A 13,411-nucleotide genomic window follows, 5' to 3' on the forward strand; every position below is an offset into this window, starting at 1 on the left:
GTAGCCGTTGGGATGGCGCCGATCATGACGGCGCCATCGCAGGCAAGCCAGCGCCCACAGGTGAACGGAGGCGCTGGTAATGTTTCTAAATTATACGAGAGTCTACGAGAGGCGGGTTTTCCAAGCGGTGCTTGAGTTGGCCCAGGGCGACGGTCGACAGCTCGATCATGCGCGCGTGCAACGTCGCCAGCTGCAGTTCGGTTTCATAGGTGAGCACGCGCTTGAACAGCGTGCCGCCTTGATGGGGCAGCAGGAAAAAATGAATGGAACCATCGACGGCCACCGAGGTGAACACCGCCTTGAATTCGCCGGGGCGTCGTTCGACTTGTACGCGGTAGCTCAAGGGAACCCGCACACCCAGCAGGTCGATGAATTCGGTGAAGCGTGCGCCGGCCGGGAGTGAACCGGTGGTGCCGGTGTCGGCACCCAGGGACGTGGGGTGCCATTCGTGCCAGCGATCCGGTTGGGTCACGTAGTCGTAGACGGCTTCGATAGGGGCCTGGATAAAGCGTTCCTGACTGATCCGCTCCAAGCGGACCGACTGCTCGGCTGCGCGCATGGCACACCTCCTGTGTGGCGGTACTAGGTACGTCGAACTGTCAGAATAGTCCCACTCCCGCACATTGCACGGGAGTGTTTCATCCGTTTATCACCGCACCTTGAATCGGCCCATCAAGGCAATCACCCGGCCGTTCGCATCCAGCAGGCTCTGGGTATTGGTTTCAGTGGCATGGCCGCTCTGCACCAGCTCTTCGACCATTTGTCGGATCTGCACCATGCTACGGTTGATTTCCTCGGTCACCGCGCTTTGCTGCTCGGCGGCCGTGGCGATCTGGGTGCTGAGGTTATTGATATGGCTGACGGAGCCGGCCATCTCATCCAGGCCGGTGTTCACCCGCGCCGTGGCGTCCGCCGCCGACTGGCAACTGGCCTGGGTGTTTTCCATGGCCGCGACCGACGAACTGACACCGGCGGTCAGGCGCGTGAGCATTTCATTGATCTGCGAGGTGCTGGCCTGGGTACGTGCGGCAAGTGCGCGGACTTCATCGGCGACCACCGCGAAACCACGGCCTTGCTCGCCGGCCCGCGCCGCTTCGATGGCGGCGTTGAGGGCGAGCAGGTTGGTCTGGCCGGCAATCGCGCCGATCACGCCGAGGGTTTCAGTGATGCGCGCGGCGTCCTGGCGCATGTTTTCCACGCTGTGGGTGGCGCTGGACACTTCGCCGATCAAGGCGCTGACGCTGTTGGACGCTTCACCCACGACGACGCGGGAGCGGTCGGCGTGCTCGTTGGCGCGCTGGGTGAACGCAGCGGTTTCGGCGGCGTTCTGCGCAACGGTGTCGGCCGTGGAGCTCATTTCGGTGATTGCGGTGACCGTCTGGTCGGTCTCCGAGGCATGCCGCACCAGGATCTGGTTGGTGTGCGCCGAGGTCCGTTGCAGTTGCTCAAGGCTCGACGACATGGCGCCGGTGGCTTGGGTGACTTCGCCGATCATGTTCTGCAGATAGACGATAAAGCGGTTCACCGAGTGGCCGATGGCGCCCAGTTCGTCTTCGGCGCGGATGGTGATGCGGCGGGTAAGGTCGGCGTCGCCGGCGGACAACGCGTCGATATTGGTTTTCAGGGTCGTCATGCGCTGCACCAGTTGGCGGATCGCATACACCGCGAGCAGAACCAGCAGCAACACCATCGGGATTTGCAGCAACGCCAGGGTACCCAGCACGTCATCGCGCTGGGCGGTGATCAGCGAAGTGGGCAGGGCGGTGGCGAGGAACCACGGCGTGCCGGCGATGGGGCGCATGTAAAAGGTGCTGGCCACGCCTTGGTTGTCAAACTCGCTGCGTTGCAGCGCCTGGTCGCGGTTGGCCAGGGCCTTGCTGACCTGAGCGGCGAACGCCGAGGTGCCGGTGAGTTCGCTGATGTTTTTCAACACCACCGGGCCGCTGATGCGCGTGCTGTTGCTGATGATCTTGCCGTCGCCTTCGACGATCAGCATTTGCCCGCCGATGTCTTGCTCTTTGCTGGCGACCAGGTCATTGAAGAAGCCCAGGGTCACGTCGATGGTGGCGACACCGTAGGGCGCGCCGTCGCGCTGGATCGCCATGGCGCAGTTGGTGCGTGGCTCCTGGCTGGCGTCGTCCTTGTAGGCGGCGGCCCAGGCGCATTGGCCGCGTGGCGAGGCCAGGCCGCCCTTGTACCAGCTCTGGTCGTAGTAGTTGGGCGCGGGGTCGCTGTTCCAGAAGGTATTGACCGCCAGTTTGCCCGCCGCATCACGGTGCCAGAACGTGCTGTGCTTGTTGCGCCCAGGCGTACGCTGGTTGGGCAACGGCCAGATGCCGCCGCCGAAGACCTTCAGCTCGCCATATTGATCGACCAGCCCGGGCAGGACCTTGTCGATGGCATCGCTGTCGAGCAAAGGGATGGTCTGGGTGATGGTGCGTTGCTGGGACTGAACCTTGTTCAACTCGCCCTGGATCTGTACGGCGACCTCGGCGATGCGGTTGAGCACCACCTGTTCTTCGGTATGGCGCAACGTGGGCGCGACCAACTGGCCGATACCCACCACGGTCAACACAAATAACACCAGGACGAACAGCACCAGGAACAGGGTGTAGCGGGCTTGGATGGAGCGCAGTGGGGGCATGGGGTCGTCCTTACGAAGCGTTTATTGTCGACGCGGCTTTGTTAGAGCTTCGTAGGGCTATCGGCTTGGAAAGGCGCAGCTTTAGGTACGCACGTGCAAGAAAAACGGGGCGCTTTTAATGGCGCCCCGTATTGCTGATCGACCTGAAGGCCTTCTCACTTGGGTAGAGATGGGGCGTTCATGAAGGGTGCTAGATATCCAGCATCGCCATCACTTCCTTGGGGTAGCGTGGGCCGGCTGCCGCATCGCTCGGGAAAATCGCGTCCAGGGCTGCCAGCTCCGTCGGGCTGAGGCTGATCGAAACGGCCGCCGCGTTTTCTTCCAGGTACTTGCGCTGCTTGGTGCCGGGGATCGGAATGATGAAATCGCCCTGCGCCAACACCCAGGCCAATGCGAGTTGCCCGGCGCTGACGCCCTTGTCGGCCGCCATCGCTTGCACCTGCCGGACCAATTGCAGGTTCCTGGCGAAGTTCTCGCCCTGGAAACGCGGGCTGAAGCGGCGGTAGTCATCGGCGCCGAAGTCTTCCGGGCTTTGCAGCGCGCCGGTCAGGAAGCCACGGCCCAGCGGGCTGTAGGGCACGAATGCGATGCCCAGGCGTTGGCAGGCGGCGAGGCAACCGTTGTGTTCCTGGTCGCGGCTCCACAGCGAATATTCACTTTGCAACGCGCTGATCGGGTGCACCTTGTGCGCGCGTTCCAGGGTGGCGGCGCTGGCTTCGCTCAGGCCCAGGTAACGCACCTTGCCCTGTTGCACCAGCTCGGCCATGGCGCCGATGGTTTCTTCGATGGCCACATCCGGGTCGATGCGGTGCTGGTAGTAAAGGTCCAGCGTGTCCACCCCCAGGCGCCGCAGCGTGCCGTCGATGGCTTGGCGCACGTATTCGGGGCGGCCGTCCACGCCGCGCGACGTGGGCTGGGCCGGGTCACGCACGATGCCGAACTTGCTGGCCAGGAACACCTGCTCACGTTTGCCGGCGATGGCCTTGCCGATCAGCTGTTCGTTGGTATGGGGGCCATACATGTCGGCGGTGTCGAGAAAGTTGATGCCCAGCTCCAGCGCACGGTGCAGGGTCGCGAAGGCTTCCCGGGTATCGCTGCCGGGCGCGTAGAAATCGCTCATGCCCATGCAGCCGAGGCCGATGGCGGAGACAAGCGGGCCGTTGGTGCCGAGTTGACGAGTGTGCATCGGTACAGCTCCTGTGTGGGTAGGCTCGCATTGTTACGCTCGACAAAGCCGAGATAAACCGGCTAAAAGCACTATCACTATTCGTATTATTTAAACAATCTGCTCAAGGAGCTGCAACGTGGACCGTTTCAACGCGATGCGCGTGTTCACCCGGATCGTCGAACTGCGCGGCTTTGCCAAGGCGGCCGACAGCCTGCAACTGCCGCGCGCCTCGGTGACGGTGCTGATCAAGCAGTTGGAAGCGCACCTGGGCGTGCAGCTGTTGCAACGCACCACGCGGCAGGTCAGCCCCACATTGGATGGCGCCGCGTACTACCAGCGCTGCGTACAACTGCTGTCGGACCTCGAGGAAACCGAAGCGGTGTTTTCGGCGAGCCGGCTGAACCCGCGCGGCATCTTGAGCGTTGATATGCCCTCGGGTATCGGACGTTTCCTGGTGATCCCGGCCTTGCCCACCTTCAGCGCCCGCTACCCGCAGATCGAATTGGAAATCGGCTTGAACGACCGGTCGGTCGACCTGATCCGCGAAGGCGTGGATTGCGTGCTGCGCGGCGGCCTGGCGCTGGACGATTCACTGGTGGCGCGCCCCCTGGCGATGATGGACCAGATAACCCTGGCCAGCCCCGCTTACCTGGAGCGCATGGGTGTGCCGCAAACCCTCGACGACCTGGCCCGCCATCAGATGGTCGAATACGTCTCCAGTACCAGCGGCAAACGGTTTGGCCTGGAGTTTCTCATCGGCGCCGAACTGCGTCCGGTCAACCTGCCGAAGGGGGTCGCGGTCAACAGTGCCGACGGCTACTTCTGCGCCTGCGAAGCCGGGTACGGGCTGATCCAGGCGCCGTACTACCATGCCCGCGAGCAAATGGCCCTGGGCAAGCTGGTGGAGGTGCTGCCCCAGTTGGCCGTACCGAAAATGGCCCTGACCGCGCTGTACCCGCCGCACCGCCAGTTGTCCCAGCGCGTGCGGGTGTTTGTCGATTGGCTGGTTGAACTCTGCGCGCAACCCGGCACCGGTTTGCAGCGCCAGGCATCGCCTGTACCATGAGCGCCCGTCGCAGCCGATCAGCGATGCACTGGGGCTACATTTTCAGGTTCAGGAACCCGTCATGACACAAAAGCAGCGTTTGAAATATTCGATTCTGATTGCCCTGGCCGTCCTGGCGACCATGTTTGGCCTGTCCTACCTGCAGAACACTGGGGTTATCAGCGAGAAGACATTCCAGACCGTCGCCATTGCAGTCGCGGTGGTTGTGGTGGTGATCAACGGAGTTATGCGCCGCAAGGTCAAGCTCTAGGCCACGGGCCGCGGATCAGGCGCGACCGTCGAGTACCTTCGCAGCCTCTTCGTGGAGGCTGTAGCTTTTGTCGGCATTGAGGGTGATCACGCCCTCGCTGCACAGGCGCTTGAGCACTTCGCGCACGCTCAGAAACGACAACGGGATGCCCAGTTCCAGCAAATGGCTGTGCACGCCGCGTACGCCCAGGGTGCGTCTGTTGTCGGCGGCGGTGAGCAGGGCGTCGATGACCTTCAACCGGATCAGGCTGGTGCGTAAGCCAAAACACTTGAGCAGGTGGCGGATACGCTGGTTGCCTTGCTGTTCGGGTGCCTTGCCGAACGCTTGTGTGCCGCTGGCGAAATTGGCCTCGGCAGCCGGTGAATGTCCATCCGTGGGCACTTGCGGGTTATACATGCAAAAACTCCTTATCAGAGCCTGATCAGGAAAAAATGAGCGCTCTTGGTTAGTAAGACGAACGAGCGAGCGAAATCATGAAGTCCTGGATGTAGAAATTTCGTCAGTATCGGTTTTGTCACATTCACGCTGCCTTTCTCTAAACGTCATCACCGCTAAATTATTGCCGCTGGTTTGCGTTCTTACGGTGGGGTTATTGCCCCTGGTAAGACGGTTAAATCTGACGGTGGAGTGCGCGTGATTATTTCCAAAGGGTTGTCCAGGGTAGGTGTGGCCGGGGTGTTGCTGGGGGCGAGCCTGGCGGCCTCGGCGCGGGAGTCGGTGATGCAGGCGTCGGCGGATATCCGTCGCACCAGTTACGGCGTACCGCATATTCGCGCCACCGATGAACGTGGCCTGGGCTTCGGCATCGGCTACGCCTATGCGCAGGACAACCTGTGCCTGTTGGCCAACGAAGTCGTCACCGTGAATGGCCAGCGCGCCCGGTTCTTCGGCCCCGAGCAGGCGACCCTGGAAGAACGCAACAACCTGGCCAGCGACCTGTTCTTCAGTTGGCTGAATACGCCGGAAGCGGTCGCCGCGTTCTGGAAAGCGCAGAGCCCGCAGATGCAGCATCGCATTGACGGCTATGTGGCCGGCTATAACCGCTATCTGAAAGAGCAGGGCGCTCCGGCGCAATGCCAGGCGGCCTGGGTGCGGCCACTGGTGGCTGAAGACGTGGTCAAATTGACCCGTAGACTGTTGGTAGAAGGCGGTGTGGGCCAATTCGCCGAAGCCCTGGTCGGCGCGACACCGCCCCAAGCGGCCGCCAGCGTAGCGTCCACAGCTAAGGCCTTTGAGCTGGCCGCCGCCAACCGCGAGCGCTTCGCCTTCGACCGCGGCAGTAACGCGGTGGCGGTGGGGCGCGATCGGTCATTCAACGGGCGCGGCATGTTGCTGGCCAATCCGCACTTCCCGTGGGTGGGCGGCATGCGTTTTTATCAAATGCAGCTGACCATTCCCGGCCAACTGGATGTCATGGGCGCCGCGTTGCCGGGCTTGCCGGTGATCAATATCGGCTTTAACCGGCATGTGGCATGGACCCATACCGTGGACACGTCCAAGCACTTCACCCTGTACCGCCTGACCCTGGACCCCAAGGACTCCACGCGCTATATGCTCGATGGCAAATCCATCCCCCTGGATAAAACCACGCTGAGCGTGCAGGTCAAACAGGCGGGTGGCAGCCTCAAGAGCCAGTCGCACACGGTCTATAGCTCTCAATTCGGCCCGGTGGTGCAATGGCCGGGCAAACTCGACTGGGACAGCCACTACGCTTTCAGCCTGCGTGACGCCAACCTCGGCAACGACCGCGTGCTGCAACAATGGTACGCGATGAACCGCGCCGACAGCCTCGAAACCCTGAAAACCTCGGTGCACAGCCTGCAAGGCATTCCGTGGGTCAACACCCTGGCCGCCGACGACCAGGGCCAGAGCCTGTACATGAACCAGTCGGTGGTGCCCAACGTCAGCGCGACCAAACTGGCGCAATGCAGCGACCCGCGCGCCGGCCTGCAAATGATCATGCTCGACGGCGCCCACAGCGCCTGCGCCTGGGACATCGACCCGCGCGCGGCCCAGCCCGGCATCTTCCCGGCCGACCAACTGCCGCAACTGCAACGCAGCGACTACGTGCAGCATTCCAACGACTCGGCATGGCTGGCCAACCCCGAGGCGCCGCTCACCGGGTTCTCCCCGGTGATCAGCCAGGACCACATCGGCCTCGGCCCGCGCGCGCGCTTCGCCCTGCAACGCCTGCAATCGCTGGATAAACCCATCAGCGTTGCCGACCTGCAAAACATGGTGATGGACAACGAGGTGTACCTGGCAGGGCAAGTCATGCCCGACCTGCTTACGTTCTGCGCCAAACACCTCGGCGCGGACATCACAGCCCTGTGCACCAGCCTGAAAAGCTGGGACCGACGCGCCAACCTCGACAGCGGCCTGGGCCTGGTGCACTTCATCAACCTGATGCAATCGCTGCAGCAGATCCCCGATGCCTGGCGCGTCGCCTTCAACCCGGCCCGGCCCCTTACCACCCCACGCGGCCTGGCCATCGACCGCGCTGCCGTGGCCAAAGCCCTGCGCGAAGCCATGCTGGCCTCCAGCGCCGAAGTCGCCAAACTCGGCTTGAGCGCCGACAGCACCTGGGGCGACGTCCAGGTCAGCGGCCAAACCCCGATCCACGGCGGCCCACAAGAACTGGGCATCTACAACGCCATGCAAACCGTGCCCCGCGCCGACGGCAAGCGCGAAGTGGTCAGCGGCAGCAGCTACCTGCAAATCGTCACCTTCGACGACCAAGGCCCTAATGCCACCGGCGTGCTCGCCTTCTCCGAGTCCGACAACCCCGCTTCCCCCTACGCCAAAGACCAGACCCAAGCCTTCTCGCGCAAACAACTGCACCCGCTGCCCTTCACCGAAGCCCAGATCAAGGCTGATCCGCAGTACCAACAGCTGCACATCAAGGAGTAGGGCAGGCATGCAACCCCTTGATGCCAATGCGAAATATTTTCGAAATCAAGGGGTTGCACGCATGGGTAAATACGTACATAATGGCGCCCATCGAACGCAACGAGGCATTAAAAACCTCAATGTATTCAATGAGTTAGAGTAGAGGCATGGCTTTATGGCCCGCTCAAGTTTTTATGCGTTGAGTGCCGGTAATTGAGGCATTCAGCGTTTGAGGCCGAGTAGCAAAATGGTTATGCAGCGGATTGCAAATCCGCCTACGCCGGTTCGATTCCGACCTCGGCCTCCACTCTTGGAAACCCCGTAGATTAACGTCTACGGGGTTTTTTATTGTCTGCGATGCAGCCATCGACTGCTCAAGGTCGCGCACGCTGGCGGACCTTGAGCAAACCGACGGGATCAGGCGCGAATATCTAGCCGGGGGGCTGCAGTACCGGGCCACAATGCCGCAGGCAATGTCACCCCTTGGTCAGATCAACCAACGGCGTCTGCCGCACCTCAGTCTCCCGCCCATCCTGAATGTCGCTTACCTGCTTCATGGCTTTATCCACCGCCGCCTTATCCACCAACAGGCTGTAGCTGATGCGGAACTGCTTGTGTTCCTTGGGCCCAATTGTCGGTACCAGATTCAGTGGCCGCTGATAACGGCGGTTGTAGGAAAAACTTGTCCCCGGCTCCAGTCCCGTGACATAGCCCTGGCCTTGGGTATCGGTGTTTTTCCACAGGGAAAACACGGGCAGTGTCTGGGTATTGAAGCCGACCGAAACGCCCAGGCTGCCTGCCTTGTTATGCAACACGGTCAACGTATCGCCTTTGGCATCGGCATACGGCACCACGTTGTACACCGTTTCGTCGTAATCCCTGGTCGGTGCGCGGTAGGTTTGCCAGCCGGGCAGATCGTCCTTGGCCTTGTCGTTGAACGGCGACACCTGTTTCACCGGCGCGACGAAACGAGCGCCCTGTTCCAGAAACGGGGTGCTGAAGTTGCTGTGATACAGCGCCTGGTATTCCTTCGGATAGTCGCCGTTGTTGGTCAGGGTATCGTTGAGGGTGAACACGACGCTGCCGGGTTCGGTGACCAGTTCGGTCGCGACCGAGAAGTCGACCTTCTTGAACGCCTGCTCTTTCAGTTCGCCGCGCAGGGTGATGGCGTAAGGTGGTTTTTCATCGATATGCAGGGTGACTTTGTTCGCAGGAATGTTGGCGGCCCGACCGTGCAGGGTCAGCAGTTCGCCATTGTCGACGCCGGGGTGGCCGACCCATTCGTATCCGCAGCGGGTGACCAGCTCATTGAACCCTTCCAACCAACCCAGACCTGCGCGGCCATTGAGTTCGATGAAAGACGGATTGACCACCTCCTTGACCGGAGAATCCCATCCCATGCGCACATTGCCGACCGAAGCCTGCAAGACGTTCATTCCGCGAGTCGGCACTACCGAGAGTTTCATCGTGCCGTTATCGATGTCGACGATGCTGACGCCCTCCTGCCGACCGCCGTGTAACGTGCGCAGGGTAACGCTGAAGGGTTTGTCGGTGTTTATTCCGAGTTGCTGACTGGTGATCTGCCAGCTTTGGGCGGCTTTATCAGTGTCGAGCAGAACGTAATCCCAGGCCATGGCGTGGGAGGCAGCGGACAGTGCGCTGAGGGCAACAATGAGTTTGAGCGGGGTCATGGCGGCAGCCTTTCTTGGAGTTGTGGCATTTTTATAAAGGGGATGAAACGTTTCAGCAAGCTAAAAATCGAGCCACAGCCGGTCTTGGGGGAGACAGCAATCGGCCAAAGGTTTCATCCTGGCTCTGTGAAGACCCGGCCCGGTCCGCCCCCCTTCTTGTCCTGAAACGACTAAATATCCTGAAAGCCCCGCAGCCATCAGGTGAAGGGGCTTTTTTGTACCTGCGGATTTTTGCCAGGCGCAGCCACTGAGACAATTCTTGGGCACTAAAATGAAATCAGGGTCAGACCCTGAAGTAGATAAGGGTGGTCTGACCCCGTTTGTACGTTTGTATGTTTGCCCCACCAACAAGCAGGTAGGAAACTAGCGTTGTAGAGTGAATGGTGATTGGAAGATTGTGCCGATTGTTCAATGCAGCGATTCTGTTGTGACTGACGGCCATGCAATAGGTATTAGCAAAGAGTTCTGTCCTAATAGGCGTTTACTTGTTCAAAGGCGTCTGTCTGATGATACGAAGCACTTTCATAGTCCTTTTGGCTGCAGGCATTGGCTGCGTCCACGCTGCCGAGAAGGTTCCGTTGGCGCGCGAGATCAAGGACTGGATTATTGGCTGCGATAACACACGAACATGCACGGCCATCAGTGCCGTGCAGCAGCGCGATGACACTGGCTTTTCAACGTTCAGCGTACGCGTCACACGTGAAGCCGGCCCGCAGGGCGCCTTGCATGTCGGGGTGTTCAGCTATACAAAACCCCGCGGCCAGCCAACACTTGATGACAAACCGCTGAAGGCTCAATTTGAACCTGGCGAACTGAAAGAAGGCGATACACCCGAGGTGTTTGCGCTGAACGGTCAGTCAGCCCAAGCCCTGATCACAGAGTTGCGCAACGGGAACTACCTGGTGCTGCCGCTCGAGGAGGGCAAATCGTATGCATCGCTAAGCGGGATGAGTGCGGCGCTGTTGCTGATGGACTCGGTTCAGGGTCGGGTCGGCACGCAGGACGCACTGATCGCCAAGGGGCCGGCGCCTGCTGGCAGCGTGCCGCAAGCCTCTGTCGCTCCGATAGCGCCAAGTTGGCAGGCACCTGCTGCGCTGACGTCGGACAAAGCAAAAGAGATCACGGATGCCGTGGTGGTTGCCACACGCAAGGCATGGCAAGAAGATCTGAATGAAGATATCGCGCCAAAAGCCAGGGCGTATGCCTTGAGTTCAGATCAAGCGCTAGTGGTCATCGAAACCGGCTGTGGCGGCTACAACTGTTTCTACAATATTTACCAAGCGCCCCTGGACCACCCAGAGCAGGCGCGTGCAGCGCTGATCGCCGAAGTGCCAAGCCTGCCGGAAAGAGAGCCCCAGGGCTTCGTAGAGTTTGATCCGGCCACGGGTGAACTTAGCAGTCAGGTAAGGGCGATGAGTATGGGCAATTGTGGCACTGCGCTGCGCTGGCGTTACGATGGTAACGGTTTCACGCTGACGCATGCGGCTGAAATGATCCCGTGCATGGGGCTGGATCAACTGTATTGGCCTGTGCTGTGGCGCACCCAAGCAAGCCGCTGATGCTGTCGAATATCCCTAAAAGAAGCCGGCTTGCCGGCGATGGCACCGCTATCTTCCAGCTGCCAGATACACGAGGGCGACGGCGATGTTTCGGTGAGCCTGTCACGAACTCAGGAATCGCGCTGAGTGCCCTTGCGCAGCGCATCAAGACGTTGTTGTGCGTGGGCGGCTTGGCAATAGGCGTTGAGGATGTCTGCGACCTGGTCGCAGTCCAGGCTAAGGCCCTCATGCATCAGGCCGGCAGATTGGATGCGGATGTGCGGCTGGGGCTTTTTCAGGGCCAGGGCCTGGTTGCCGAACAGCTGTCGCGCGGAGCGATGAACAGGCAGGGGCGCATCGGGACGCAACATCAGTTTCTGCACCGTCAGCCAGCCTTCCTCACCGATGGAAACGTCGACAATGTCCACCAGATCCAACGGGGCGCTCAGGGTGTCCGCAAACAGCTGGCGTCGGGTCAAGCGCATAAACGCGTGTTGCCCGGCATTGCGGTGCTGCCAAGTGATCACTACAAACACCACCGCCATCACCGCAGCGCAGACGGCCAGGCCGGTGGTCCCTCGATTCAGGGCGAACCCCAGCAAGCCCAGGGCAATCAGCAAAAACAGCGGGCCGCGCACTTTGTACCGGCGCGAGTTGGTGAATTCGGTCTGCTCGGGTACGCGCTGGATAACCTGGTCGAGTTCGGCCATCGCACGCGCGTGTTGGGCGTCGCGGGCGTCGGCATATTCCTGGCTGAGTGCGCTGGCGAGATCCGACAGTGGATCGAAGGCTTGGGTCATGGGTCATTCTCCTTGGACGGTTGGTATTGGCGGTGATTCGGGCTGCTTGGCAGCCGGCGACGCCGTACGGGTGAGTTGGTTGAACCAGTGTCGGTCGTGTTGGGTGGGCACACGGGTGGCCTCGGCCAGCAGAGCCTCATCCAGCATTACGCCCAGTTGCTGGAGGCGTAATGCCGTCGGCGGGTGTGTATCGAAAGGGTGCTCGATGGCGTGGTCCAGCGCCGCCTCGTTCAGGCGCAGCGGCGTGTGACTCAGGTGGTCGGCCAGGGCCTGGATCAGGTTGGAGTGACGCTCGGCGAGCAGCGTGGTGATTTCACCGTCCAACGCGATCACCCGTAACAGCGCCTGGCAGAACAGGCGCTCACCGCCGATGTTGCCGCCCACCCGATCCGCGACCAATTCCTGAGCACGGCCCCAGTGATGCACCGCCAGTTGAAAGTAATGCAGGAAACGTTGCGTCATCCAGATCGCCGGACGCTCGATCCAGGCCGGGTCGGCATCCTCAGCATGGATAAACGCAAAGTGCAGGCACATCAGGCTGAACTGCGCACCGATCTGACTGCCCCGCTCGGTGTCGCGGCGGCTGAAATGACCCAGCTCATGACCGATGATCGATGCGGTCTCGGCCTGACTCAGGGTCGAGAGGTAGGTCAGCGGCAGGTAAAGGGTACGCCCGCAGAGCAAGTCGCAGGCCGGTTGCAGGACCACATCGACGCTGGTGACGAAAAACGATTGGTCGATGCCCACCACTATATGGTCGGGCACAGGCGCATAGGTGGCTGTGGCCAGTTGTTCAATCCACGCCCACAAGGCCGGGGCCTTGTCACGCCCGATCCTTTGCCCCAGCAGCGCCGAGGAGGGGCTATCCAAGGCATGCCATTGCTGGCGTAGACGCCCGATCAACAAACATCCCGCCCACAGCACCGCCACCAGCGGCACCGCCACCACCAGCATGAACCCACCACCGGCCTGGAAGTGGCTCCAGCCCCAGCTCAGTTCATACAACAGACTCAGCGCCAACGCGCCCACCAACAGCCCGGTGTATGCCACCAGCCAATGCCCCAAGGCACGCCAGCAGAGGAACAGGCGGTCGTAGAGAAAATCCCTGGACTTCAGCGCGCGCCAGGCATCCAGCCTCAGCTTGAGCCACGTCGCAGGCCCGGCCACCAACGCGGCAAGGGCCAGCCAGTAGGCCAACCCTGCCAGCAGCTGACGCACGCGCAGCCACGCGTAGTCGCTGCCCAGACCCGGTACTTCGCGCAGCATGTCATCGACGCGCCCGCTTTGCACACTGGCCCAGCCCATCAGTACCAGCGGCAGCAGGAACATCGTCAGCGGCCACGACCACCGCGCGAATCGGCCCAT

General features: G+C 61.3%; 11 protein-coding genes, 1 tRNA gene and 1 pseudogene. 5 read left to right on the forward strand and 8 right to left on the reverse strand.

Going from position 1 to position 13,411, the window contains the following annotated elements:
• Window positions 1-85: 85 nt before the first annotated feature.
• The 4 genes and pseudogenes from ACLH0H_RS24640 to ACLH0H_RS24655 all read right to left on the reverse strand — a co-directional run bounded on the left by ACLH0H_RS24640 (window position 86) and on the right by ACLH0H_RS24655 (window position 3,830).
• The gene (locus tag ACLH0H_RS24640; protein ID WP_411380021.1) at window positions 86-559 is read right to left on the reverse strand and encodes an SRPBCC family protein; all 474 of its coding nucleotides are present in this window, start codon (window positions 557-559) and stop codon (window positions 86-88) included.
• A gap of 90 nt (window positions 560-649) precedes the next feature.
• Entirely contained in the window at window positions 650-1,495 is an 846-nt protein-coding gene (locus ACLH0H_RS24645) for a methyl-accepting chemotaxis protein (protein ID WP_370737448.1), read from the reverse strand.
• A 15-nt stretch (window positions 1,496-1,510) separates the two neighbouring features.
• Window positions 1,511-2,644, reverse strand: a pseudogene (locus tag ACLH0H_RS24650) (cache and HAMP domain-containing protein); the annotation flags it as partial.
• A gap of 190 nt (window positions 2,645-2,834) precedes the next feature.
• The gene (locus ACLH0H_RS24655) at window positions 2,835-3,830 is read right to left on the reverse strand and encodes an aldo/keto reductase (RefSeq protein WP_411380022.1); all 996 of its coding nucleotides are present in this window, start codon (window positions 3,828-3,830) and stop codon (window positions 2,835-2,837) included.
• Window positions 3,831-3,948: 118 nt separating this feature from the next.
• Between ACLH0H_RS24655 and ACLH0H_RS24660 the strand changes: the two genes are divergently transcribed.
• Both ACLH0H_RS24660 and ACLH0H_RS24665 read left to right on the forward strand, forming a co-directional pair.
• Window positions 3,949-4,878 (forward strand): LysR family transcriptional regulator, encoded by a 930-nt coding sequence (locus tag ACLH0H_RS24660; RefSeq protein WP_411380023.1) that lies wholly within the window; start codon window positions 3,949-3,951, stop codon window positions 4,876-4,878.
• 61 nt (window positions 4,879-4,939) lie between these two features.
• Complete coding sequence (locus ACLH0H_RS24665) at window positions 4,940-5,128, forward strand: hypothetical protein (protein WP_411380024.1); 189 nt, start codon at window positions 4,940-4,942, stop codon at window positions 5,126-5,128.
• Window positions 5,129-5,143: 15 nt separating this feature from the next.
• On the opposite strand, the gene ACLH0H_RS24670 is transcribed toward ACLH0H_RS24665, so the two are convergent.
• A complete protein-coding gene (locus tag ACLH0H_RS24670) occupies window positions 5,144-5,524 on the reverse strand; it encodes a fe2+ zn2+ uptake regulation protein (RefSeq protein WP_411380025.1) in 381 nt (126 codons plus the stop codon).
• A 237-nt stretch (window positions 5,525-5,761) separates the two neighbouring features.
• Between ACLH0H_RS24670 and ACLH0H_RS24675 the strand changes: the two genes are divergently transcribed.
• Entirely contained in the window at window positions 5,762-8,038 is a 2,277-nt protein-coding gene (locus ACLH0H_RS24675) for an acylase (RefSeq protein WP_411380026.1), read from the forward strand.
• Window positions 8,039-8,250: 212 nt separating this feature from the next.
• A tRNA-Cys gene (locus ACLH0H_RS24680) sits at window positions 8,251-8,324 on the forward strand.
• Window positions 8,325-8,493: 169 nt separating this feature from the next.
• On the opposite strand, the gene ACLH0H_RS24685 is transcribed toward ACLH0H_RS24680, so the two are convergent.
• A complete protein-coding gene (locus ACLH0H_RS24685; RefSeq protein ID WP_411380027.1) occupies window positions 8,494-9,708 on the reverse strand; it encodes an aldose 1-epimerase family protein in 1,215 nt (404 codons plus the stop codon).
• A gap of 485 nt (window positions 9,709-10,193) precedes the next feature.
• Here ACLH0H_RS24685 and ACLH0H_RS24690 point away from each other — a divergent pair, with 485 nt between their 5' ends.
• Window positions 10,194-11,267, forward strand: a complete 1,074-nt coding sequence (locus ACLH0H_RS24690; RefSeq protein ID WP_411380028.1) for a DUF1176 domain-containing protein — start codon at window positions 10,194-10,196, stop codon at window positions 11,265-11,267.
• 110 nt (window positions 11,268-11,377) lie between these two features.
• Here ACLH0H_RS24690 and ACLH0H_RS24695 read toward each other — a convergent pair whose 3' ends face one another.
• Entirely contained in the window at window positions 11,378-12,046 is a 669-nt protein-coding gene (locus ACLH0H_RS24695) for a hypothetical protein (protein ID WP_411380029.1), read from the reverse strand.
• 3 nt (window positions 12,047-12,049) lie between these two features.
• The gene (locus tag ACLH0H_RS24700; protein ID WP_411380030.1) at window positions 12,050-13,411 is read right to left on the reverse strand and encodes a M48 family metallopeptidase; all 1,362 of its coding nucleotides are present in this window, start codon (window positions 13,409-13,411) and stop codon (window positions 12,050-12,052) included.

Origin of the sequence: Pseudomonas sp. MPB26 (assembly GCF_046605355.1) — a bacterium.
Taxonomy (GTDB): domain Bacteria; phylum Pseudomonadota; class Gammaproteobacteria; order Pseudomonadales; family Pseudomonadaceae; genus Aquipseudomonas; species Aquipseudomonas cedrina.